This is a genomic window from Candidatus Dedyshia acidiphila (assembly GCF_051025295.1).
GTDB lineage: Bacteria > Acidobacteriota > Terriglobia > Terriglobales > Acidobacteriaceae > KBS-83.
The window spans coordinates 1-23,807 of the sequence record NZ_JBMGJV010000054.1; the positions used below are offsets into that span (position 1 = coordinate 1).

23 protein-coding genes and 1 tRNA gene are annotated in these 23,807 nt (G+C 63.4%); 6 read left to right on the plus strand and 18 right to left on the minus strand.

The features are described 5' to 3' along the window. Nucleotides 1-243 precede the first annotated feature (243 nt). From AC5IJH_RS16720 to AC5IJH_RS16730, 3 genes are all read right to left on the minus strand, one after another. Nucleotides 244-318, minus strand: a tRNA-Glu gene (locus AC5IJH_RS16720). A gap of 75 nt (nt 319-393) precedes the next feature. Continuing rightward, on the minus strand, nt 394-669 hold the full coding sequence (locus AC5IJH_RS16725; RefSeq protein WP_491903966.1) for a DUF507 family protein: 276 nt from the start codon (nt 667-669) through the stop codon (nt 394-396). Further along, nucleotides 666-944, minus strand: a complete 279-nt coding sequence (locus AC5IJH_RS16730) for a DUF507 family protein (RefSeq protein ID WP_491903967.1) — start codon at nt 942-944, stop codon at nt 666-668. Before AC5IJH_RS16730 ends, AC5IJH_RS16725 begins: the two co-directional genes overlap by 4 nt. Before the next feature lie 236 nt (nt 945-1,180). Between AC5IJH_RS16730 and AC5IJH_RS16735 the strand changes: the two genes are divergently transcribed. Together AC5IJH_RS16735 and recJ are read left to right on the plus strand one after the other, a co-directional pair. Then, the gene (locus AC5IJH_RS16735; protein WP_491903968.1) at nt 1,181-1,648 is read left to right on the plus strand and encodes a hypothetical protein; all 468 of its coding nucleotides are present in this window, start codon (nt 1,181-1,183) and stop codon (nt 1,646-1,648) included. Nucleotides 1,649-1,748: 100 nt separating this feature from the next. Next, nucleotides 1,749-3,503, plus strand: a complete 1,755-nt coding sequence (gene recJ, locus AC5IJH_RS16740) for a single-stranded-DNA-specific exonuclease RecJ (RefSeq protein WP_491903988.1) — start codon at nt 1,749-1,751, stop codon at nt 3,501-3,503. A 3-nt stretch (nt 3,504-3,506) separates the two neighbouring features. Here recJ and accC read toward each other — a convergent pair whose 3' ends face one another. The 7 genes from accC to AC5IJH_RS16775 all read right to left on the minus strand — a co-directional run bounded on the left by accC (nt 3,507) and on the right by AC5IJH_RS16775 (nt 11,252). Beyond that, nucleotides 3,507-4,886: an acetyl-CoA carboxylase biotin carboxylase subunit gene (accC, locus tag AC5IJH_RS16745; RefSeq protein WP_491903969.1), complete on the minus strand. Its 1,380-nt coding sequence runs from the start codon at nt 4,884-4,886 to the stop codon at nt 3,507-3,509. A 57-nt stretch (nt 4,887-4,943) separates the two neighbouring features. Beyond that, nucleotides 4,944-5,459 carry an acetyl-CoA carboxylase biotin carboxyl carrier protein gene (gene accB / locus AC5IJH_RS16750; RefSeq protein ID WP_491903970.1) on the minus strand — a complete coding sequence of 172 codons (516 nt, stop codon included), beginning with the start codon at nt 5,457-5,459 and terminating at the stop codon, nt 4,944-4,946. Nucleotides 5,460-5,510: 51 nt separating this feature from the next. Continuing rightward, on the minus strand, nt 5,511-6,659 hold the full coding sequence (locus AC5IJH_RS16755) for a M24 family metallopeptidase (protein ID WP_491903971.1): 1,149 nt from the start codon (nt 6,657-6,659) through the stop codon (nt 5,511-5,513). A gap of 83 nt (nt 6,660-6,742) precedes the next feature. Continuing rightward, a complete protein-coding gene (locus AC5IJH_RS16760) occupies nt 6,743-7,024 on the minus strand; it encodes a helix-turn-helix domain-containing protein (RefSeq protein WP_491903972.1) in 282 nt (93 codons plus the stop codon). Between the two features lie 584 nt (nt 7,025-7,608). Continuing rightward, the gene (locus AC5IJH_RS16765; RefSeq protein ID WP_491903973.1) at nt 7,609-8,916 is read right to left on the minus strand and encodes a M48 family metallopeptidase; all 1,308 of its coding nucleotides are present in this window, start codon (nt 8,914-8,916) and stop codon (nt 7,609-7,611) included. 216 nt (nt 8,917-9,132) lie between these two features. Beyond that, nucleotides 9,133-10,479, minus strand: coding sequence for an inositol-3-phosphate synthase (locus tag AC5IJH_RS16770; protein ID WP_491903974.1), 1,347 nt, complete (start codon nt 10,477-10,479; stop codon nt 9,133-9,135). A gap of 128 nt (nt 10,480-10,607) precedes the next feature. Then, nucleotides 10,608-11,252: a DedA family protein gene (locus tag AC5IJH_RS16775; protein ID WP_491903975.1), complete on the minus strand. Its 645-nt coding sequence runs from the start codon at nt 11,250-11,252 to the stop codon at nt 10,608-10,610. A gap of 119 nt (nt 11,253-11,371) precedes the next feature. Between AC5IJH_RS16775 and AC5IJH_RS16780 the strand changes: the two genes are divergently transcribed. Beyond that, complete coding sequence (locus tag AC5IJH_RS16780) at nt 11,372-12,967, plus strand: AsmA family protein (protein ID WP_491903976.1); 1,596 nt, start codon at nt 11,372-11,374, stop codon at nt 12,965-12,967. 19 nt (nt 12,968-12,986) lie between these two features. Here the strand turns inward: AC5IJH_RS16780 and AC5IJH_RS16785 are convergent, their stop codons facing one another. Beyond that, a complete protein-coding gene (locus tag AC5IJH_RS16785; protein ID WP_491903977.1) occupies nt 12,987-13,397 on the minus strand; it encodes a VOC family protein in 411 nt (136 codons plus the stop codon). Between the two features lie 98 nt (nt 13,398-13,495). Here AC5IJH_RS16785 and AC5IJH_RS16790 point away from each other — a divergent pair, with 98 nt between their 5' ends. Both AC5IJH_RS16790 and nth read left to right on the plus strand, forming a co-directional pair. Next, entirely contained in the window at nt 13,496-14,266 is a 771-nt protein-coding gene (locus AC5IJH_RS16790; protein ID WP_491903978.1) for a chlorite dismutase family protein, read from the plus strand. A 5-nt stretch (nt 14,267-14,271) separates the two neighbouring features. Next, nucleotides 14,272-15,030 (plus strand): endonuclease III, encoded by a 759-nt coding sequence (gene nth / locus AC5IJH_RS16795; protein WP_491903979.1) that lies wholly within the window; start codon nt 14,272-14,274, stop codon nt 15,028-15,030. On the opposite strand, the gene AC5IJH_RS16800 is transcribed toward nth, so the two are convergent. From AC5IJH_RS16800 to AC5IJH_RS16825, 6 genes are all read right to left on the minus strand, one after another. Beyond that, the gene (locus AC5IJH_RS16800; protein WP_491903980.1) at nt 15,027-15,821 is read right to left on the minus strand and encodes a uroporphyrinogen-III synthase; all 795 of its coding nucleotides are present in this window, start codon (nt 15,819-15,821) and stop codon (nt 15,027-15,029) included. The two genes, nth and AC5IJH_RS16800, sit on opposite strands and share 4 nt — an antisense overlap. Continuing rightward, nucleotides 15,818-16,726, minus strand: coding sequence for a hydroxymethylbilane synthase (hemC, locus tag AC5IJH_RS16805; RefSeq protein ID WP_491903981.1), 909 nt, complete (start codon nt 16,724-16,726; stop codon nt 15,818-15,820). Before hemC ends, AC5IJH_RS16800 begins: the two co-directional genes overlap by 4 nt. Beyond that, complete coding sequence (gene hemA, locus AC5IJH_RS16810) at nt 16,723-18,069, minus strand: glutamyl-tRNA reductase (RefSeq protein ID WP_491903982.1); 1,347 nt, start codon at nt 18,067-18,069, stop codon at nt 16,723-16,725. Before hemA ends, hemC begins: the two co-directional genes overlap by 4 nt. After that, the gene (locus tag AC5IJH_RS16815) at nt 18,066-18,881 is read right to left on the minus strand and encodes a cytochrome C assembly family protein (protein ID WP_491903983.1); all 816 of its coding nucleotides are present in this window, start codon (nt 18,879-18,881) and stop codon (nt 18,066-18,068) included. Before AC5IJH_RS16815 ends, hemA begins: the two co-directional genes overlap by 4 nt. 152 nt (nt 18,882-19,033) lie before the next feature. Further along, nucleotides 19,034-19,900, minus strand: coding sequence for a hypothetical protein (locus AC5IJH_RS16820; RefSeq protein WP_491903984.1), 867 nt, complete (start codon nt 19,898-19,900; stop codon nt 19,034-19,036). A gap of 99 nt (nt 19,901-19,999) precedes the next feature. Then, entirely contained in the window at nt 20,000-21,331 is a 1,332-nt protein-coding gene (locus tag AC5IJH_RS16825; RefSeq protein ID WP_491903985.1) for a tetratricopeptide repeat protein, read from the minus strand. Between the two features lie 409 nt (nt 21,332-21,740). On the opposite strand from AC5IJH_RS16825, the gene AC5IJH_RS16830 reads away from it, so the two are divergent. Then, on the plus strand, nt 21,741-22,466 hold the full coding sequence (locus tag AC5IJH_RS16830; RefSeq protein WP_491903986.1) for an SDR family oxidoreductase: 726 nt from the start codon (nt 21,741-21,743) through the stop codon (nt 22,464-22,466). On the opposite strand, the gene AC5IJH_RS16835 is transcribed toward AC5IJH_RS16830, so the two are convergent. Next, the gene (locus tag AC5IJH_RS16835) at nt 22,463-23,524 is read right to left on the minus strand and encodes a hypothetical protein (protein ID WP_491903987.1); all 1,062 of its coding nucleotides are present in this window, start codon (nt 23,522-23,524) and stop codon (nt 22,463-22,465) included. The genes AC5IJH_RS16830 and AC5IJH_RS16835 overlap by 4 nt on opposite strands. Between the last annotated feature and the right edge of the window lie 283 nt (nt 23,525-23,807).

Below are 23,807 nucleotides of genomic sequence, written 5' to 3' on the forward strand. Positions count from 1 at the left end.
TTGCAGGCGAAAACTATAATGAAAGGGTACGAAGGTTCAGGGAAGGTGTGTGCCCTGTGGCACTTGCGAGACAGCCGCAGCAGACTGACTTGCTGCCGAAGGCAATCGATGCACCCCACTCGCAGCAGTCGTGCAGGAAAACAGCACCTGAACGGGCAGGCGAAGGAGTCGGAAGGAACAAATCAGGGGCAATTTCCCGGATCGGGAACGCGCTGCAAAGAGCTATGCAGAATCAACGATACTTGGTAGCGCTAATGGGAATCGAACCCATGTTTCAGCCTTGAGAGGGCCGCGTCCTAACCCCTGAACGATAGCGCCACAACGTCCGGTGGGCGGGCGCCCACTTAGATCACTTTAACAAACTTCCCGGCCTCGAGAAAGCCGCCAGGCGGCTCAGATGCCGAGCTTCTTCACTTCCTCGTTGTAGTACTTGCGATAGAGGATGTCCCACTCCATCGAGCCCTCGGGGATGATGCGCCGCTGCGAGGAAATCTTCAGCCGCGCTGCCTGATCGATTCTGAGCTCTTCCATCAGCACCGTTTCCAGAACCTTGCGCGCTTCCTGGCGGACGGTGTTGCGGTCCTCCTGGAACTCGCATTCATCCGTGTCCGCCAGCGTGTCGGCGACCACGTGCGCCAGCTTGTTCAGCTTGTCGCGGGAGATCCTCACAGGACCGCCTTGTACTTGCGGGCCAACTCGGTCTTCACCTTTTTGAACATCTCCGGATAGCTCGCACCCGTGCGCCGCATGTCTTCCTGGTAGGTCTCGAGGATGAGGCGGACCTCTTCGTTAATGCGGTCTTCGAGCTTGAGCTCGTCGATCAAGCCGGCGCTGACCCGCTCGGCCAGAAGCTGGGGCTTTGTGGTCTTGATCACCTTGGCATCCAGCAGTCCGCGTACGGTTCTGCGAGCCAGGTAGCCCACATATTCATTCGAAAAGATCATCGGTTCTGTCTCGGACTATAGCACATTGAATGCCCCTGCTCCGGGGCAGGCGCCCACGCCTGTAGGCGCGCAAACGGTCAGTATTGCCGCGGGTTTCCGCACGCCGGCGGACCTTCGCCGACGGAGCTTCGACGCTTGCGCAATGCTCCGGGCCCATCGATCGGGCGAACGGGTGGCCTCGTTTTCCTCGCACTCTCGTTCGTCGCGCACCGGTCATCTGCGAGAATAGGCGACGAATGATGCCGCCAGACAACCTCAACTCCCTGAAGGACGACATGATCGCGTTCATCGAAGGCCATGGCATGAAGCGGCTGCCCGGCTTCGTGATGGAGGACGTCGCCTCCGTGCTTTGGGAAGACGATCAGAACCCGGATAGCTGGAAGGACTTCGTCGAGATGGCCAAGGCCGCCCAGGCACCCTTTGTCACCATGAGCGATATCACGCTCGAGAAGGACGATCTGCAGTCGCTGCTGGAAGACCTCCGCGATTTCAACTTCCCCGACGATGTGCCCGACTCCGACGACGCCGAGTACCTCGTCAACTATGTCGGCAAGACCGGCTTCGTCCAGCTCGGCTTCGCGCACCAGGGCATCATGTTCCTGCATGAGAGCTCGACCGAGTGGTACGACCGCTACCAGCAACTGCTCGAGTCGCTCGAGAGTGTCGGCGACATCGTCATCGACGAAGACGAGGACGAGGACTAGCGTCGGTATTCGTTTGACCACTCTCCCTGGCAGCGCCGGCCCCCTCCCCGAACTCCCTCTGCCGCTGTCAGCAGTCGCGAGCAGTTCCCCTGCTCCGGCCATAGCAGCGGAGCCTGCGTCCTACGCGCCGCTCTACGCAGAGTGGCGCACTCCCTCGCCTCATGCAGCTCAGGCTGCAGAGCTCGCCGAAAGCGCGGACATCCCCGCCGCCGTCGCTGGCCTGCTGCTGGAGCGTGGGGTGAGCGATGCGGCCGAAGCCGCTCGCTTTCTTCGACCATCGCTCGATCACCTGCTGGACCCGTACGCACTGCACGGCATGGCCGTCGCAGTGGCCCGCATCCAGCAGGCGATCGCCACTCGCGAGTCGATCCTGATCTATGGCGACTACGACGTCGACGGCACCACCGCAATCGTGCTGCTGAAGACCGCCATCGAGCTGCTCGGCGGCAGCGTGCGCTTCCACATCCCGCATCGGCTGCGCGATGGCTACGGCATGCAGGCCGAGGTGCTCACTCGCGCTTCCGCAGAAGGCGTGCGCCTCGTCATTTCAGTCGATACCGGCATACGCGCCTTCGCGGCTGCGGAGGAAGCAGCCCGGCTCGGGCTGGATCTGATCGTCACCGATCACCACCTGCCCGAGGCAGCGCTGGGCGTCCCCCGCGCGCTGGCGGTGCTCAACCCGAACCAGACTGACTGTGCATACCCCTGCAAGCATCTGTGCGGCGCAGGCGTGGCCTTTAAGCTGGCTCAGGCTCTGCTCGAAGCAAAGGACGCGCAGCGAGCGCGTGATCGGCTGCTGCCCTCGTTCCTCAAGATGCTGGTGATCGCAACGGTCGCCGACGCCGTGCCGCTGCTGGGCGAGAACCGCACCATCGCGGCGCTCGGCATCGCTGGTCTGGCTCGGCCGGTCAACCCTGGGCTGCGGGCGTTGTTTGAGGTCGCTCAACTGGACCCCGCCCGTCGCGCACTGACCAGCAGCGACATCGGCTTCCGCATAGGCCCGCGCATCAACGCAGCCGGGCGCATGGATGTCGCGTCTGACGTGGTTGAGCTGTTCACCACGCGCGACCCAGCGCGTGCTGCCGAGCTGGCGCGCAAACTCGATCAACTCAACACGGAGCGCCGCGCAACCGAAGCAGCCGTTCTGGAACAGATCGAGTTACAGATCCGGCAGCTTCCTGCCGACAACGAGGGCTGTCTCGTGATCGATGGCGACGGATGGCATCGTGGCGTCCTGGGCATCCTGGCGTCACGCGTGGTCGAACGCACGGGACGCCCGGCCCTCGTCCTCAGCCATGAGAATGGCGAGGCCAATGGATCCGGTAGATCCATCCCCGGCTTTCACCTGCTGGAAGCGCTAGAAAGCTGCCGCGACGTCTTCCTGAAGTTCGGGGGACATGCGCACGCAGTCGGCTTCTCGCTGGCTTCGCCGCGCGTCGCGGAGCTCCGCGAACGACTGCTGATGCACTCGTCTGTCAAGCTCACCCCGGCGGTGCTCGCGCGCAAGCTCGACATCAGCGCGGAGCTGCCGATCGAGCAGATTGATCTCGCGTTCTATCAGGCACTACGAACGTTGGAGCCGCACGGGATGGGCAACGAGGAGCCGGTCTTTGCCGCGCGGAACCTGCGGCTGAGCGCAACGCCGCTGCTCCTCAAGGAACAGCATGTGAAACTCCGGCTGCAAAGCGAAGGCGTGACCATGAGCGCGATCGGCTGGCGCTGGGCGGAGCGGGTGGCTCCACTCGCACTTGCACCCGGCAGCCGCATCGACCTCGCCTATCGCATCCGCATGAACGAACATCCGGACTTTGGCGGACTTGAGCTGGAGATCGTTGACTTGCGGGCAGCCAGCTAACTGCTACTTCCCTGCAGCCAGCGCTGCCGCCTGCTCCTTGCGCCGTTCAAAGAACCGCTCCATGAATTTGGTATCGAAGCGACCAGCGCGAAAGTCGGGATCGGCAAAGATTGCCGCGTGCAGCGGGATCGTGGTGTAAATGCCTTCGACGACGAACATCTCGAGCGCGCGCTGCATGCGCGACATCGCCTCTTCGCGGTCGACGCCGTGCACGATCAGCTTCGCGATCAGTGAGTCGTAGTACGGCGGCACGAAGCCTTCCGCATACTGTGCCGTATCGACGCGCACGCCATTGCCACCCGGCACATTGAACACGCTGATGCGGCCTGCCGATGGCGTGAACTTCTCTGGATGCTCGGCGTTCACGCGGCACTCGATCGCATGGCCGCGAATCGGAATGTTTGCCGGCAAAATCTCCGAGAGCTTCTCACCCCACGCGATACGCAACTGCGCCTTCACCAGGTCGATGCCGGTCACCATCTCGGTCACCGGATGCTCCACCTGAATGCGCGTGTTCATTTCGATGAAGTAGAGTTGGCCGTCATCATCCATCAGAAACTCGATGGTGCCGGCATTCTGGTAGCCGATCTCTTCGAGACATCGCTGAATCGTCTTGCCGATGTCCGCGCGCATCTTCGTATCGACTTGCAACGATGGCGCCTCTTCGATCAACTTCTGATGCCGACGCTGAATGGAGCACTCACGCTCACCGAGCGAAAGCACCTTGCCATGCTGATCCGCGAGCACCTGAAATTCAATGTGGCGCGGCTGCTCGATGAATTTCTCCATGTACAGGTCGCCATTGCCGAACGCATTCGCGGCCTCGGTCTGCGCGGCATGGAACAGCCCCGGCAGCTCTTCCTTCGTGCGGATCACGCGCATGCCGCGGCCACCGCCGCCTGCCGAGGCCTTGAGGATGACGGGATAGCCCACCGTCTTGGCCCACTCGAGCGCTTCGCCCTCGCTCTGAATCACACCTTCAGATCCGGGCAGGATCGGCACCTTGGCCTTCTTCATGGCCATGCGTGCCTTTTCCTTCTCACCCATCAGGCGCGTCACCTCGGGCGGCGGTCCGATGAACTTGATATTCGAGGCGCGGCACACCTCCGCGAAGTTCGCGTTCTCGCTCAGCAATCCGTAGCCGGGATGAATGGCGTCGACATCAGCAATCTCTGCTGCGGAGATCACCGCCGGCACATTGAGATAGCTCTCGGCCGAGCGGGGCGGCCCAATGCAGATCGCCTCATCCGCGAAGCGAACGTGCAGAGAGTTACGATCGGCCTCACTATAGACGGCGACCGTGCGGATGCCTAGTTCCTTGCAGGCGCAGATCACACGCAGCGCAATCTCGCCGCGATTGGCGATCAGGACTTTCCGAAACATGCCTTCCCTTCACGCGGTCCTGCAGGTTGGGTCCTGCAGCGCGTCACACCGGTTTGCTTAACGCGGTCGCACGGCAAACAGTTTTTGTCCGTACTCCACCGGCTGGCCGTTTGTCACCAGCCGCTTGACGATCTCGCCAGAGACGTCCGACTCGATCTCGTTCATCAGCTTCATCGCTTCAACGATGCAGAGCACCTGGCCATTCTCGATCGAATCTCCAGCCTTCACAAACGCTGCGGACCCCGGCGATGGCGATTCGTAAAACGTGCCCACGATCGGTGACTTGACGATGTGCAGCCCCGCTTCCTCATCGACCGGGGTAGCTGGCGACTCTGCGGAAGCAGAAGGACTGACCGGGAGCGCGCCTCCGGGATGCGCGTGCGCCACCGCGGCCTGTGGAAACGCGGGCGGCGGTGCCATTTGCGCGAACTGTGCAAGCTGCGCTGCCTGCAGCGCGCTCGCAAACTTGAGCCGGATCTTCAGGTCTCCGCGCTCCAGATCGAACTCACCGATCTCGCTGCTCTTTAAAAACTCAATGAGCTCCTTGAGCTCTGCCAATTCTTCCGGATTCATGCGTGCCAGTCTCTTCCCTTGTGCCAGATCAACCGTGCCAACTGGCTCGGCTTACAACTCGATCCACGCCTTGGTCGCCGGTGTCAGCACACGTGCGCCGCGCGGCTCCACCACGACCGTATCTTCAATCCGCACACCAAATGCGCCCGGCATGTACACACCAGGCTCGATGGTAATGACCATACCCCGGCTTAGCAATGTCTGCTGCCCGACGCCGATGCGCGGCGCTTCGTGGATCTCCAGCCCAACGCCGTGCCCGGTGGAGTGTGTGAAGTACTCCGCAAGTCCGGCCTGCTCGAGCACCCTGCGCGCGGCGTGGTCCACATCGGCGGCAGCGATTCCCGCCTTCACGCATTCAACCGCTTGCTCCTGCGCAGCGAGCACTGCGTCGTACGCGGACCGCTCCTCGTGCGAGGCACGGCCTAAGTGCACAGTGCGCGTCATGTCCGAGCAATAACCGTTGAGAATAACACCGAAATCCAGCGTGACAAATCCGCGCCGCGGCAGCTTTGCCGTCGACGCAGTTCCGTGCGGCAGCGCGGAACGCTCGCCGCTCGCAACGATGGTGGCGAACGACATACCCTCTGCGCCGGCGAGGCGCGCGCGATATTCGAGTTCAGCAGCGACTGCGGTCTCCGTCATCCCAGGGCGCATCACGCCAAGAATGTGATCAAAGAGCTTCACCCCGAGCGCGGCGGCAGCGGCCATCAACTCGATCTCGCGCCCATCCTTGACGACCCGCTGGTTGGCGACGAGCGGCTCACGCAATGCCTGCAGAATGCGCTTCGACTCGCTTCCCTTGCTGCCCTTCCGCGCCGCTTTCACCGCTGTCTCGAGTGCGCTCAATGCCGCAACGGTCGTGGTTGTTCCGTCATAGAACACTTGCTTCGCACCTGAGGCGATGAGCCACTTTGCCGCTTCAGCCGCCGCGCCGCCCTTCACGATTGCAACAGCAGCCGAGCGCACCTCCGCTGCGGCCTGCGTTGTGTAGCGACCGTCGGTGAACAGGCAAGCCTCGCTCGCCGTGATCGCCAGAGCCGCATTCGAGCCGGTGAACCCAGACAGGTAGCGAACATCCGGAAGGTGCGTCGCGAGCAATGCGGGCACATGGTCTCTCTCCATGGCCGCGCGCAGTTGCCGCAGACGCACTGCGTGGTTGGCGCGAGCAGGCACCGGATCCTTCGACGCGGAACGGATCATGCCGGTCGACCGGCGAGGGGGCAATGGAAGCAAACAGGACGCAGCAGCATCCCTCTTACCTTACTGTGAACTCACGCTGGGAACTACCGGGCTGCGCTCTTGCGCCGCGCCGGCCGCACGCTCTGCACGGGCTTGGCCTTGCTCCGCGTCGCCGTTTTCGGTTCAGACGCGGGAACAGCGGTGGTGCCGCCGGAGCTCTGCTGATCCATCCAGTCGTTCAGCCGCGAGCGCTGAAAGCGCCAGCGATTGCCGAGCTTGAAGGCAGGCACGAAGCCCTCAGAGGCATATTTATAGAGTGTGTCCGCACTGATGCCGAGGTAGTCGGCAGCCTGGCGGATATCCATTACTTCACGGGGCTCGCTCATCGGGGTTCGCGTCCTCTTTGGGGGAACAACCTCCCGGGCAAGCAGACCCGGCGTCTTGTATATACCCTGTTTCGTGGCGGTCCTCAAGGAGACTTTCGGGTCGCGTACCCAGGACGCCGGTGGTGTTGCAGGTTCTTCGGCGTTCTCAGGGGCAGGGCCGACAGGCAGGCGAAAGCCGCATCCGAGGCAGCGGACGGAACGTCGCAGGAGTCGCATGAATGATGAACACGCTGTGGGGGTGGAATGAATAGCGGACCTGGAGGGACGCAGCGACCGGGTGTCGGGGTCGGCGACACCGGCTTCCATCGTGTCTCGAAGTCGCCGCGAGCGGTACGCTGGTCCATTCCCGCGATCTGCAGTGTTCTATGCGCACTGGTCGGAAGTGCGCTTCTCGTGCGCGCCCTGCATCATCCGGAACTCACCACAGTGCCCGCGGCGTCCCTGCTTGGCCTGGCGCTTCTCTTCGGGGCATGGAATCGCCGGCGTCCACGGCGATAAAGGTGCGCTGCTTCAGGCAAAAACAAGGCGCACTGTCCTCCTCCTCGGAGTAGTAGAACAGTGCGCCTCGTTTTCTTGCGATCGACTTAGTCTTCGCGGCGGTGCAGCGTCGGGCGATCGTCGTCCGTCTTGGTCTGACCGTCCGGCGCGTTCTGCCCATTGTTGGCGCGGCGCAATGAGGGCTTCTTCTGGTCCTGCCCGTCGCGCAGCTTGCGCTTGTTTTCAATCCGGGCCAGTCGCGCCTTTACCTCGTCGAACTCCGACGTGGTGATCACATACTCATCTTTGGGCGGCAGCAGGTGCGCAATTTCATTCTGCGTGCTCTCGATGCGATCGGGCGTCTGCGGATGATCCGAGAACGCCTTTGAAACGAGCCCCGGCTTGGTCTTCTGCAGGTTCTGGATCTTCTCGAAGAAGGCCGCGAACGCCTGCGGATCGTAACCGGCGCGGTACATGTATTCAACGCCAAGCAGATCTGCCTGGGACTCGAACTCGCGCGAGAACTTCAGAAACGTGATCGGCACGGCGAGCTGCGTCGCCTCGTAGATGCCATAGCCCGCCATGCTGTACGGCAGGAAGATCATCAGCGGTATCGAGCCGAGGTTGGCGTAGTTCATGCGTGTCTGCTCACGCATCGCATGGTGCGCCGCCACGTGCGCGATCTCGTGCGCCATCACGCCCGCCATCTCGGCTTCGTTGTCAGCGGCCAGCAGCAGCCCGCTGTTGACGTAGAAGAAGCCGCCCGGCAACGCCATCGCGTTGATCTCGTCCGTGTCGATCACCTTGATCGTGAACGGCACCTTCGCGTCCGAGTTCTTCACGATGTTCTGGCCGATGCGGTTCACGTACTCCGTCACCACCGGATCGTTGATGAACTTGACGCTGCGCTCGACCTCCATCGAAACGGACTTGCCTTCCTTGATCTCCGTCTCCGTCGAGTACCAGTTCCCCATGCCGCGCGCGCCGATGTCACGCGTACCGGCCGCGTTCACATCGTCGATGCTGCCCGCCTTCACGCCCGGCATCACGCCGTTCGGCCCTGGCGTCGGCGCGGTGTTCTTGCGCGCTCGGATCGCCGTGTCCTGCACCGCCGCAGCCTCTGCCGCGGTCGGCTTCGCGTCGGCCTCGTCCTGCTTCTTCTTGTCTTTTTTGTCCTTCTTGCCGGACTTCTGGTCCTTGCCGGAGCCAGCGTCAGGACTGGTGCTGGCTGGCGTGGTGTCTTGCGGAGTCGCTTGCGGCAGCCCAGGGTCGTGCGCGCCCGCCGGTGCTCCGGAGCTCGTCGGAGACGAACCAGGCATCCCGCCCGGCGTCGTGCCGGTCTGAGCCTGCAACGTCAGGGTGGCAAGGGCCAGCAGAGCCGGCAGTAGAAGCTTGTGTGTGTGTGATACCCGCATGCGAACACCGCCCAGAAAACAGCGCGCTCACCGGCAGCCCAACGGGCGGGCAGCTCGGGAGGAGCCGCTATTTAGACCATGATACGCCGCCATTCGTGAGCGGGTTGTCCGCGCCAGACCGCGGCCTTTCAGCGGCGAAGACAGGTCGCAACGACCACCGCGGCTGAAGAAAGAGGCGGCCCCTGGGTCGCCTCTTCTCCGTGCTTGTGCTCTGAATCAGTCGTAGTACTCGAGCCCGAGGTGCGTGATCAGCTCCTGGCCCATGATGTGGCGCAGCGTGTTCTTCAGCTTCATCGACTGGATGAACAGGTCGTGCTCCGGGTAGAGGCCCTCGGCCGTCATCGGCGACTTGAAGAAGAAGCTCAGCCACTCCTGGATGCCGCGGTGTTTCAGCTCCGGCGTGCGCGCGGCAAGGTCGAGAAAGAGCACCAAATCGAGCGCGAGCGGCGCGGCCAGGATGGAGTCACGGCACAGGAAATCGACCTTGATCTGCATCGGGTAGCCGAGCCAGCCGAAGATGTCGATATTGTCCCAACCCTCTTTGTTGTCACCACGTGGCGGGTAATAGTTAATCCGCACCTTGTGGTAAATGTCACCGTAGAGGTCAGGGTAGAGCTCCGGCTGCAGGATGAAGTCAAGAACGCCCAGCTTCGACTCTTCTTTGGTCTTGAACGACTCGGGGTCGTCGAGTACTTCTCCATCCCGGTTGCCGAGAATATTGGTCGAGTACCAGCCGCTGACGCCGAGCATGCGCGCCTTGAAGGCTGGCGATAGAACCGTCTTGATCAGCGTCTGGCCGGTCTTGAAGTCCTTGCCGCAGATCGGGGCGCCGGTCTTTCGCGAGAGCTCAAGCAGCGCCGGAACGTCGACCGTTAGGTTCGGCGCGCCGTTCGCGAAGGGAATGCCTTCGCTGAGCGCGGCGTAGGCATAGATCTGGGACGGCGCGATCGCCGGATCGTCCTCGAGCAGCCCCTTCTCGAACGCTTCGAGTGTCTGGTGACACGGGGCGAGTTCGAGAAAAATTTCTGTCGATCCGCACCAGATCATCACCTGGCGGTCTGTCTTCGTCTTGAACGCCTGGATGTCGTCCCGCACCTGCTGCGCCAGGTCGCACTTGGAGCGGCCCTGCTTCACCTGCTTGCCGGTGAGGCGCTTTACATAATGCTGGTCGAAGACGGCCGGCATCGGCTGAATGCCTTCGAGAAAGGGGCGAATCTGCTCCAGGTGATCGCGCTCGAGCACTGCCGCGGTGCGCGCCGCCTCGTACATGTTCTCGCCGAAGATGTCCCAGCCGGTGAAGATGATGTCGTCCAGCTTGGCCAGCGGCACGAAGTCGCGGATCAACGGAGTGTGATTGTCAGTGCGCTTGCCCAGCCGGATGGTGCCCATCTGGGTTACGGAGCCGATCGGCTTCGCGAAGCCACGGCGCACTGCCTCCACGCCTGCGATCAGCGTGGTCGCAACCGCGCCCATCCCCGGAATCATCACTCCCAATTTGCCCTTGGCGGGCGCGATCGTCTGTGCCGCAGCGGCTGCCTGGCCGCCGTCTTTCGAACTGGTCATTGCGTGCTGGTCCATCCCCTTCATCAGTACGTGCCTAAACTCAAACCCTTAGTCTGAGGCTCGCGCGCACCTTTGGCAAATGCCACGCCGAAACACCTGTCGCCCAACCTCGAGTGAAGTGGCAAGGCTCAGGCTGCGGCGTCAGAAGTGCGCATGCGTCCCCGCCAGTGGCTCCAGACGAACCAGACGATGCCGGCGACCAGCACCAACTCCACCGCAAAGTGAAAGCGGTGGAAGACCGCCTTGAAGCGCGGGTCGGAGTCCCAGTGCTCCCCAAGCTGCATGCCGACGTAGGCCAGCACGTAGCACCATGGCCAGGAGCCGAGGAAGGTGTAGATGTGAAACCGCAACTGCGGCATGCGCGCAATGCCGGCGGGCAGAGCGATAAACGTCCGCACGACTGGTAGCAGCCGGCCGACAAACACCGTGATGCCCCCGAAACGTTCAAAATAATGAGTCACCCGGTCGAGGTCATGCCGGCTCAGCAGGACATAGCGCCCAAAGCGCTCGACCAGCGGCCGGCCACCGATGCGGCCGATCCAGTACGCCACTATAGAACCCAGGTTGCAGCCGATCGCGCCGGCCGTCGCCACCCAGATCAGCTTCAGCTGCCCGGTGTGCACCAGGTACCCCGCGAAGGGCATGATGATCTCGGACGGCAGCGGAACGCACGCCGACTCGATCCCCATCAGCAGGGCGATGCCGGCGTAGCCGGATGCGGAGATCACCGCGATGATGAAGTGGGCCAGAACTGCCAGGATCTTCTCGGTCATGTTCGGCTGAGTATACCGTCGGCTCATCCGCGCGAAGGCGCGCACCCTTCTGCGTTGCGACGCCGTTTTCCTGGCCACCGCATCGAACTAGACGCAATCCGCATCCGTCCCGCAAGGAGATGCATACGAGCGACCCGCACCCGGCGAAGCGCAGGTTCAGCAGGCGGCGACTCTGGTCCTGGGTTGCTGTCATCCTGTCGCTCTCTGCGCTCACACTCGGCCTGGTGACCGCGATCCTGCTCGATCGTGCTGCCCCGATCCTGCGCGGGCGTGTGATCGAGACGCTCAGCGCTCGCTTCGACAGCAAGGTGGAGCTCGAGTCGGTGGACGTCTCGGTGCTGCGCGGACTCAATGTGACGGGCCAGCATCTGCGTATCTACCCGACTGACGATGTGGTCGCCGCAGGCGCGACTCACCCGCTGATCGAAGTGGATCGCTTCACATTCCACACCTCGATCCTGAGCCTCTTCATCCGGCCGATGCATGTCGGTAGCGTCACCGTAACGGGGTCGCACATCTACATCCCCGCGAAGCAATACCGCGTGCAGGCGAAAACAAAGCGCAAACAGCACGCCCGGATCAAGATTCTCGTCGATCACATCATCTGCAACGACTCGGAGCTCGTGATTGGCACGGCCAAGCCCGGGGCCACGCCGAAGCTCTTCAAACTCGATCACATCGCACTGCACGACTTCGGCGCCGATCGTCCGTGGCCCTACGATGCCACGCTCATCAACGCGCTGCCCCGCGGCGAGATTCATGCCACCGGCAGCTTCGGTCCGTGGAATCGCGACAACCCGGGCGACTCCCCCGTGACCGGCGACTACTTGTTCGACCACGTGGAGATGAACACCATCCGCGGACTCGGCGGCATCCTGACCTCGACCGGCAGCTTCAGTGGCCAACTCGATCGCATCGTCGTCGATGGTGCGACGGACACACCAGCGTTCGAGCTCGACTCTGCTCGTCACCCCGTGCCGCTGCACACGGATTTCCATGCCATCGTGGACGGCACCAGTGGCGACACATATCTCGACGCGGTGCGCGCGAGGCTTGGGTCGTCTGCCTTCACGTGCCGCGGCAAGATCGTCAACGAGAATGGGCGCGGCCATCGCATCGATCTCGATGTCGACATCCCCGACGGCCAGGTCCGCGACTTCCTCCAGGTCGCGGTCAAGACACAACCGCCGATCCTGTCCGGACGGCTGCGCATGAAGGCGCGACTCATCATTCCGCCCGGCCAGGAGAGCGTCTCCCGCCGCATCGAGGTGCGGGGCCACTTCGCCATGCATACCGTGCACTTCAGCAATCGCAAGGTGCAGGACAAGGTGGACATGTTGAGCGTGCGCGCGCAGGGCCATCCCGACCAGGCCAACCCCGGCGCACCAAACGTACCATCGCAGATCAGTGGCAGCTTCGCTCTGGCACGCGGCCAGCTCGCGTTTCCCCGCCTCGACTACGACCTGCCGGGCGCCAACGTGGCGTTGGCGGGAGCCTACACCCTGGATGGCCGGCAGTTCGACTTCACCGGCACAGTACGGACCGATGCACGGCTCTCGCAGATGACGGCGAGCTGGTGGAAGTCACTGCTGCTGAAGGGCGTCGATCCCTTCTTCCACAAGCACGGTGCGGGCGCAGAGATTCCCGTCTCCGTCAGCGGCACAAATACTGCGCCGAAGTTCGGGCTGAACTTCGGCGGCCGCCATCGTCGCTGAGTGCAATCGCGGCTCAGCCTCACTCCACTTGCAGGGAGTGATCTGACCGGTGCTTCTCCGGTTCCTGGTAGAGGCCGAGAACGTTGCCCCCGGGATCGCGAAACCGCGCCGTGATCTCCGGAGCGTCACCACCGACTGGCTGCACCAGCACGCCTCCGTGCGCAACGAGCTTGTCGACCGCGGTGGTGACATTGTCGACCATGATGTACACGACCAGCCCTGGATCCGCCGGTGTGCGGCCAGGCCGGAACGCCCCACTCACCTGACCGGTCGCATCGTCGAAGGCGAGCGCGCCATCGCCGCGCTTGCGGATCTTCCAGCCAAACACCTCGCGATAGAAGGCGGCGGACGCTGCGGGGTCCGTGGCCGGCAGTTCGATGTAGCAGATCTTCCCGTTCGCACCCATGTTCTGACCTCCGACCGCGTGCACGGGAATCATAATGCCGGGCTGCGGCTGTTGATCCGGCTCTCGTGCGCGCGCTCGCCGGCCGTCCCTGCCTGCTACCATCGAAGGGAGGAGTACGTGTTATGGCTGAGACAGAGACCCTCGCGCCGAAGACCACTGCCGATGCCCCGGCGCAGGCGCATGAAAGCAAGGCCGAGAAGCCTATTCGGCGGCAGATGATCGGCTTCACCTTCCTGAAAGTTATGCCGGAGTGGCGTCGCCTGCCCGCAGCCGAGCGCGTTGAACACAAGCGCCAGTTCGCCGAAGTGCTGCAGCGCTGGAACCAGCCTGGCCGGCTGTTGTCGCTCACCTACTCGACCGTGGGACTGCGCCCCGATTGCGACATGGTGCTCTGGCGCATCTGCTACACGCCCGACGACCTGAGCGAGATGATGGGCGACCTGATGGCGACACCGCTCGGCGGCTATCTCCAGGTTGCAAACAACTACATCGCGATGACCAAACGTTCGCAGTACCTGATTGGCCACGAGCATGAGGGGCAGCACGATTCGCGCGGCGCGATCCGTCCCGGCGGCCAGAAGTACATCTTCATCTATCCGTTCTGGAAGACGCGCTCCTGGTACCTGCTTCCGATCGAGGAGCGGCAGCGCCTGATGAACGAGCACATCCGCGTCGGCCATCTGTATCCGCGAGTGAAGCTGAACACTACATACTCATTCGGCATCGATGACCAGGAGTTCGTGGTCGCCTTTGAGAGCAACTACCCCGAAGATTTCCTCGACCTTGTGCAGCAACTGCGGGAGACCGAGATCAGCATGTACACACTGAAGGACACGCCGATCTACACTTGCATCCGCATGACGCCAGAGGCGATGCTCGACCGCCTCGGCTGATCACGATGCCTCCTCGGAAACCAGCACCAGCAGCAAAGAAGGCAGGAGCACGGCGGCCTGCCAAGGCCGCCGCTCCTGTTGTGGCGAAGAAGTCGCGCAAGCCGAAGCTCAAGACCTCGCCCGAGCGCATCGCGATCATCCTCGACCATCTCGGGCAGGCCTACCCCGGCGCGAATTGCGCGCTCATGCATTCGAATGCTTGGGAGCTGCTGGTTGCAACGATCCTCTCTGCCCAGTGCACGGATGCGCGCGTCAATATGGTCACGCCGGCGCTGTTTCGCGCCTTCCCCACGCCCGCCGCCATGGCACAGGCGCAGTTGCCGGTGCTCGAAGACCTGATTCGAACGACGGGCTTCTTCCGCAACAAGGCGAAGTCGATCTCCGGCGCAGCCAAAGCTGTGGTGGAGCGCTTCGGTGGCAAGGTGCCGCGCACCATGGAAGAGCTACTCACCCTGCCCGGCGTCGCGCGCAAGACCGGCAACGTCGTGCTCGGCGTCGCGTATGGCATCGCCGACGGGGTGGTGGTGGACACGCATGTGCTTCGGCTATCACGTCGCCTGGAACTGACCGCCAACACCGAGCCGGTGAAAGTGGAACTGGATCTGCAGAAGATCATCCCCAAGGACCACTGGATCGCATTCAGCCATGAACTGATCCTGCATGGACGGGCAGTGTGCATCGCGCGGAAGCCGCGTTGCGTGGACTGCACGATCGAGCGCGAGTGCGACTCGAACGACAAGACCTGGTCGAGTCACCCCGGCTAAGCCAGCGCAGTCCCCAGCCCCAGCAGCCGCACACACACAGCAACTAGCGACTCTAGATTCGCGCTCTCTGCCTCTGCCGTGACCCGCAGGCCCGCATCGCGCAGTGCTGCGGACGTGATCGGACCGATAGAAATGCACGCGATGTCAGAGGAAAGCGCGAGCTGCTCCTGCTCGAGCACCGCGACCAGATGCGTCACCGTTGAGCCGCTGGTGAACACGATTGCGTTGGGCAACGCCTCGTTCGCGAAGAGCGCCCGCGCCCGTCTACCTGCGTCCTCCGGAATCACCGTGCGGTACGCGTCGGCGATAGTGACGTGACCGCCAGCAGCAGCCAGCGTCTCAGGCACGACATCGCGTGCGGCGGCGGCGCGCACCAGCAGCACGCGTTTGCCGCGCACCAGCGGAGCCAGTGCCGCGGCGAGAGCTTCGCCGACAGCGCGCTCCGGGATCAGGTCGGCCTTGAGTTGCAGCGGTTCAAGCGCGGCCGCTGTCGCAGAACCAATCACCGCAACCCGCAAATGGGCCAACGCGCGCGCATTGAATCCTAGGTGCGCAAGACGCTCAGCAATCGCACGCACCGCGTTCGCACTGGTCACAACCAGCCAGTCGAACTCTGCTGCCTTCGTGAGCGCCTCATCCAGCGGCGCATAGGAGGTGGGCGGCGCCGTCTCAATCGTCGGCAGCAGCAGCACCTCTGCGCCTTCGCGCTCAAGCAGCGACTGCAACCCGCCGCTCTGCCGTTCCGCCCGCGTGATCACGATGCGTCGTCCAGCCAGCGGTCCTGGACTCACGGCTGCGTGCTCTGCTGCGCCAGCAGCGTGAGCGCTCCCTGGCGCAGCAGACTGTCGGCCAAACGGCTCCCCATCTCGACTGCATTCGCGCCATGCTCCTCGGCACGCAGGACCACTGCACCATCCGGAGACGAGACGCAGCCAACGATACCCCACTCGCCACGGTCACGGTGGCAATAGGCGCCAATCGGGACCTGGCACCCACCGCCCAGAGCCGCCAGTGCCGTACGCTCCGCGGTGATGGCGAAGCGCGTCTCGGGATCATCGAGCGGAGCCAGCAGCGCACGCGTGCGCTCGTCCGTTGCGCGGCACTCGATCGCGAGTGCACCCTGCCCCGGCGCGGGACACAGCACCTCAGCAGAAAAACGCGCCCTCACCCACTCCGTAAGGTCCAGCCGGTCAAGACCGGCGGCCGCAAGAATGGCGGCGCTCACCTGGCCCTCGGCAACCTTGCGCAGACGCGTGTCGATGTTCCCGCGCAACTCCACATATTCCAGCTTCGGCCAGCGTGCTCGTAACTGCGACTGTCGACGCAGGCTGCTGGTGCCCACGCGAGCCCCGGCCGGCAGCGCGTCCACGCCGGCATAATCGCGCGAGACCAGCACGTCACGCGGGTCGACACGCTTTGTCACTGCCGCGATGACGAATGGCTCGGCAAGTTCAGTGGGCAGATCTTTCAGGCTATGGACGGCGAGATCGACCGTGCCTGCGAACAGGGCCTCCTCGATCTCCTTCGTAAACATGCCTTTGGACCCGACACGCGCGAACGGCACACCCTGCAGCCGATCGCCGGTCGTCGTGATGGTCTGGATCTCGACCTCTTCTGCAGCATCACGCAGTCGGGCGGCCACGTGGTGAGCCTGCCAGAGTGCGAGTTGCGAACCGCGCGAGCCAATGCGAATCAACGGCGTGTGGCCTCGACAGGATCAGTCGCTTCCACAGCGGCATCGGCCTTCACCAGTTCCACTGTCGAAGGGGCCGCTGCCATCGTCTCTTCCGGCGCGAGGCCGAAGATCTGCCGCACCGCATCGAGCACGGCCGCGTCACCGTCCCGGGCAGCGGACTTGAGCGTCTTGAGCGGCTGATGCATCACCTTGTTGATCAGTCCGCGGGTCAGCGCGTCCACTGCAGCGCGCTGTTCTGGAGTGAGACCCTGCAGCTTGCCCTGCATGCGGCGCAGTTCGCCCTGCCGCAGCTCTTCCATCGACTGCTGCAGCGAGACAATGGCCGGCACAGCGCCGCGCGTCTGCTGCCCTGTGGCGAAGCGGTCCACCTCGGCCTGGACGATCGCCTCTGCCTCCGTGGCTCCGCGGCTCCGCTCCGTGAGGTGCGAGGCGGCGACAGACTGCAGATCGTCGATGTCATACAGGAATGCGCCTTCCAGCCGATTCACCTCGGGCACGACATCCCGCGGCACAGCGATGTCGATGAAGAACATGGGCCGGTGTCGACGGCGCTGCAGGAACTGCTGCACCTGCTCCCTGCGGAAGATGGGCTGCGGCGCGCCAGTCGAGGTAATCACGATATCTGCCTGGTCGGCGATCGCATACAGATCTTCAAAGCGAACCGCGCGACCCTGAAAAGTCTGTGCGAGATGTACAGCGCGCTCGAAGGTGCGATTCGCGATCAGAAACGATGCGGCGCCTTGCTGGATCAAGTGACGCGCTGCCAGCTCGCTCATCTTCCCGGCGCCCACCAGCAGCACCGACTTGCCATCGAGCGAGCCGAAGATCTTCTTCGCAAGATCCACTGCGACGGAGGCGATCGAAACCGAAGACGCTCCGATCTGCGTCTCGGTGCGCACGCGCTTCGCGACCGCAAACGTGGTCTGCAGCAGGCGTTCGAGTGAGCTCTGCACCGCCCCAACCGAGCGGGCCGTGGCATAGGCGCCCTTCACCTGACCCAGGATCTGCGGCTCGCCCAGCACCATCGAATCGAGGCTCGACGCTACGCGGAACAGGTGCCGCACAGCCTCCTGATCCTCGTACATGTAGAGGTGCGGACGCAGCGCTTCCGCATCGAGCGAAAAGTAGCTTCCGAGGAAGCTCATCGCGTCGGGCGCATCCTGGTCGCAGCAGGTGACCAGCTCGACGCGATTGCAGGTCGAGACGATCATCCCCTCGCGCACGCCCGGGGTGCTGAGCAGACGACGTGTCGCCTCGGCCAGCGCGTCCGGCGCAATGGCCAGCCGCTCGCGCAGCTCGATGGGCGCGGTGCGGTGGTTCACGCCGAGCAGACGAATCGTCATGGCGCCGGGAACCTGTGCACTGAGCTGAACTGATTGGCCGCCCACACGCTGAGCACGACGAGGAAGACCACGCTCGAAAGATAGATCGCGCGGCGGCCCCGCAGGCCCGTGCTGCGGCGCACCAGCAGCATCAGGATGTAGACGCCCCACATGCCGAACGAGAGCAGCACCTTGGGATCGAGGAAGTACGCCGAGCCAACGCTCTGCTGCGCGATGAACGACCCGGCCAGCAGCCCAAGCGTCATGCAGGGAAAGCCGATCAGCAGGCTCAGGTAGCCGATGCGGTCAATGGTTTCGAGCGGAGGCAGCCAGGCAAGAAAGCCGATGCCCTGCTTTTGCTTGAGCCGGCGCTCCTGCGCAAGATAGAGCACGCTGGCCAGCAGGCTGAACAGCAGGGCCGTATACGCCGCCAGCAACGCGCTAACGTGCAGGACCAGCCAGCCGGAGCGCATCTCTGGTGTGACGAAGCTGCTGGTGTTCGTGCCCATGGCTGGAGCCAGCATCACGATCAGCGCGAGCGGCAGCGCGAAAATCCCGAAAGCAGCCGTGCGATAGAACGCATACACCATCAGGTACGCGAGCACGATCAGCAATGCCAGCGTGGCCTGCACCTCTACCCAGCCAAGCGGCAGATAATGATGCGCCGCCACCATCAACTCAGTCACCGCGACCAGGTGGAAGAAGAACCCTGCGCCTGAGGCAGGCAGTGACACCCGCTCCAGACGACGCTGCCCGTACAGCACGGCGGGAACGACCGTGGCACTGGCAAGGGCGTACATGGCAGCTGCGACACGCAACCAGAGCAAGGGCATGAGAGGCAGAGAGCGTCTGAGAACAACCACTCAGTATACCGGCGATGGTGCAACCCGACCTCCGCCGAAGGGCTGGGAAGGGCGGCTGCTTGAAGCAGTCAAAGCATAGTGATGAGCGGTCGTCCGGCGTGTCAGTCTGCGAGCAACGAAGGCTAGTCAGGCTGAACCGGAGTGGGCAGCGGCAGGATCGGTGACGTGGTCACGGGGCCCGGCTTCACTGCATCGAGCTGCGCCTTCACCAGCCGGCCTTTGCCGTCGAACCGCAGGCTCCAGTTCCCTGTCTGCCGCTCGTTGGACACATCGCTGAAGCGAACCTCAGCGGACTTCCCCGGCTCAATGAGGATCGTCGGCATGGTGCCATTGCGCTTCGCCAGCGCTTCAGACGCAGCCAGATCCATGGCCGGCTGCCCCACATGGGGCAACTGTCCCGTCAGTGCGACAAAACACATGCCGAGGTTCAGCCAGTGCGACTCGCCGGACAGGGCGTGCTCGCCACGATCGGTCTCTGCCATATGGTTGAATGCCTGGTAGGCCGCGCTCTTCTCCCACGCTGCGCGGAAGGGCAGCAATCCATGCGCGAACTCCGTGACCACCTGCACTTTGTCGCCGTTCGCGGGCACGACGGCCATGAAATGCGACGCGCCATGCTCTGCACTGTCACTGCCGAAGCTCAGGATGAGGTGATCCGGCAGCGAATGACAGAGAACCTGCTGATAGGTCCAGTGGCTGTCGCTGATATCGAATCCGTAGAACGCGGCCGCGCGACTCACGTCGACTTCGCGCTGCTGCAGCAGCGCGCGATCCTCCGGCCGCATCTGGGCCGGGTCGAGCACCGGCAGTGTGCGCTCGTGCGCGCGCAACGCCGCATCCTGCTCGTCCTGCCCTGGTGGGGGCAGTCCGTTGCGGTGGCGATGGAACTGGGCGTGGCTCGCGGCCGTGAATGAGACCAGCAGCACAGCAAGCGCGGCGATCCGCCGACGTCGCGCGCCATCGTTGCCACGTTTTTCTGCCAGCGCCATAGGAGCCAATCTACCACCCGGCTTCTCGCGGAAGCCGTGCCCGGAAAGCAGCAGAGCGGCCCGAAGGCCGCTCTGCTTTGCTGCTTACGACAGCTACCGTTACTGAGCGCTGCGACGACGCACTGGGGCGCGGCGTGCGGGAGCGCGCCTCTCCGCAGCCTGAGGAGCACCGTCCTTGAGTACGACCATCTTCGGGTTCTGCGTGTAGGAATCGAACGTGGCATCGTAGGTCACCATCGTCCCGATCGCTGGTGGGGTCTCAAGCGGCTTCTTCATGTTGATCGTGAAGTCTGCCGTGTTCGAGGCCTTCGCATCGTCCGTCACCGCAAGCTGCACGGACTGCGGCGTGGCGGAGATGACCTTACCCGGAATGGCGTAGGTCTGCTCCTTCATCGTGTCCCACATCTTGCCTGCATCCTCGGGCTTGCCGTTGAAGAGGATGAACTCCTTGTCGTTCAGGTTCAGCGTTTTCAGATCCGGCGTGCTCGAAACCACCTGCGCAGCCTGATCGGCCGGCGACGGCGGCGGCGGCGCGGCGGTCGGGTTGTAGGTATCCGGCGGCAGGACGGACTGCGTGACTTGCGACTTCACCTGGTCGAACCCTTCCATGCTGCCGTGGTACTTGTTGTAGTAATACTCGGCGGCCTTCTCAATCTGGTCCTTCGCAGCCGGCGGCGCGAACGAGGCAGCGCGCGTCAGGAACCAGACAGCGTTCTTCAGATCAGGCGGCTGCTGCTGCGCGTACGCCTGGCCGAGTAGATAGGTGTCGTTGAGCGCGGGTCCAGTCTGCGTCTGTGCCGGATCGGTCGCCTGCAGTTCCTTCTTGAAGTTGTCTTCCGCCCCGGGGAAATCCTTCTTCGCCTGGTCGTCGAGCGCGATCGCGCTGTAGAAGATCGGGGTGGTCGCGGTCTTCAGCTTCTGGAAGTCGGCATCGGCCATGTTGGCCGGCTTTGTGGCGGCGAGCCCCTTCTGCGCGTTCGCGGCTGCCTCGTCCAGCAGTGGCTGCTGCTCGGCCGGCGTGGGCTTCGCTGCTGCCTGCTGCTTCTTGATATAGACGGTGATCGCCAGCGCGCGCAGGTTGTTCGGATCGCTCTGCAGCAGGCGGTTCGCCGCGTCAACCGTCTTATCCATGTTGCCGGCCTGCTGGTAGGCAGCCATCAGCTGCTCCAGCATCTCTGGCTTCACGACCGAGTTGGGATACTTCGTCAGGAATGCCTCGATCGCCGAGGCCTTGGCAGCCGGGGACGATTGGCTGATCGCATTCGAGTAGTCGTTGTACTCGGCGGGATCCTTGATCGTGATCTGCTGTTGACCACCGCTCTGGGCACCGCCAGCGGCTGGGGCAGCGGGGGCTTGGGCCAGGGCAAAAGGCGTGGCACACAGCGTGCTGGTCGCAACGGCCAGCAGAGAAGCTAAGGCGACCTTCTTCATTCAGTGCTCCTAGAAAGACGTGCAGCGGTGAGTTAGAGGATCATACCTGCAAGTCGATAGTCCGCAGAATCCACTTGTCCCCGGCGAACAGCTAAGGGATGCGGAGGTCGTGTTTGTCCCGGGGAGATAACGGCGCGGCAACGTTGGTGGATTATATGAACCGACTTCGCCCGGGCGCAAGCATACGGCCTCCTGCAGGTGGTCGCAACTGCGCGTGCTTGAATCACACGCACCGATGCGAGCCGGCCATCGTTAGAGATGCGTAACGGCTCCTTTGCGTTGACTGGCCCATGCGCTCGCTTGCACAAGAGATCTGGATGAAGCGCACAGCGAACTCCCGACCTATTGCTCCGGAGGTAGTAGTTCTAGCGCAGCGAGGCAATCGCTCCCTCGCCATCATCCCACCACCATGAACGCTTCTGACTCCGCCTCTTCCCGCCTCACCGGTACCTATGCCCTGGTCACCGGCGCATCCCGCGGCATCGGTCGCGCCGTCGCGCTGCGATTGAGCGCACTCGGCGCGAGCGTGCTTCTACTGGCCCGTGATCCTGCCGCGCTCGCGGAAATTCAGAACGAGATCGCCGTCCGGGGCGGCACGGCCGAGAGCATCGTCTGCGATCTCTCCTCACTCGATGCTGTTGACGAACTGCGTGAGCGCGTTGGCGCCGCAGGCTGCGCCATCCTGGTCAACGCCGCCGGGATCGGCCGGATGGGCCAGCCGTTGCACGAGACCGATCCCGCCGCCTTCGACGCGACGTTCGCAACCAACGTGCGCGCGCCCTATCTATTGATGCGAGCTCTTGTGCCTGGCATGATCGCGCGTGGCGGCGGCTTCATCGTGAACATCTCGTCGCTGGCTGGGCAGGGACCGCTCCCAAACGGAGCAGCGTACGCGGCTTCAAAATGGGCACTGAACGGGCTGACCTACTCGGCGGCAGAGGAACTGCGCGCGCACAACATCCGCGTGTCGGTCGTCGCGCCCGGCTCGGTGAACACCAGCTTCGGCGGAGGCGCCAAAGATCGCAGCCGCATGCTGCAGGCCGAAGATGTGGCTGGCGTGGTCGCCATGCTCGTCACCCAGCCGCCACAGTCCTTCATCAGCGAGGTGCGGATGCGCCCCACCCAGAAGCCCTAAGCCGCGTCGCGCAACGTGCTCTCGAGCCGCAGCGGCTCGGGCGCCGCGTCGCTTACGTGAACCTGCCGCGTCAGCACCGTCTCGGTGATCAGCGCGCCCGCGATGGCGACGTACGAGATCAGTTCGCCAAAGATTCGCGTCTCGATCAGGATGCCGTAGACGAACATGAAGCCGAACCACGCGGGCAGCACCCACAACCAGGCGCGCAGCCGCGGATCGCGCAGGTCGCGGCGGAACAGAAACACGATCGGCAGCAGGTAGCAGCAGCCACCCAGCAACTGGGGCCATGCCTGCGGCAGCACAAAGAACGTTAGGTTCTGCGGCATGCGCGAGTACATCTCCGACCGATTGTGCGTGAACAGGTGATGGATCCAGAGCTGCCAGCCAGCCCAGAAGATTCCCAGCGGTATGGCTACCCGCAGGCTGGACCAGGCATACAGGCGCCGCCAGTCCAGCCGGCCATGAACTACGGCGCGATCCAGCAGGAAGAACGACAGCAGCAGAAGCGTCGTCTCACGATTGACGGTGGCGACCATGAAAATCGCCACGAACCAGCCGATCGGCTTACGGAAGTAAAGAACATACAAGGCCAGCGAGAAGAAGGCGAGGCTGGGCAGGTCATAGATGAAACGGAAGTTCTGGATGGTGTGCAGCACGTAGGTGGTGACACACAGGATCAGCACGAGGGGATAGATCAGCGGAGTGAGCAGACGGCGCTCCGACGCTCCTTCGTAGACGCGGGTCGCGGCCCAGCCCGTCACCCACAGGCAGCCGATGCTGATCGCCGCCTGCACCAGCACCTCTGGCGAGACCACACGCGGAAACCAGAAGATGTAGCGCGACAACCATTCTGAGATGCGTACCAGCGGGCCGTTGCTGTGCGCCCACTGCATCGGGTACATCATCAGGAGCCGCCCCTGGAAGGGCATCCGCTCTTCGCCGTGCTCGTACCAGACCGTCTGTACGTAAGGACGAACCAGCCAGAGATAGCACCAGACGAACTGAATGGTGGCCAATGCGTATAGGGTCTGGAGAAAGGGCCGTTTGTAGCGATCCATGAGTCTGCGGGAGAGCTCCTCGAACTTGGGTCGTCACCGCCCCGCCACACAGGACGATCGGCTTGGCACCCTGCCCTTAAGATGCGGCGCCTCTCCATATCTTTCCCTTCCCTGGGAGAACACCTGAGTGGGACCCACTACCCCTATTCGGACCAGCCCCGCTACGGCTCGGAATTGCGGACTCCTTATCCACAATATGTAGGGGTACCCGTGTTGAATCGGGCCCCTTGCCCGGCTACCATTCTTGGCAGAACTGTGGTCCAGTGAAGGTAGGCCCCCCCCC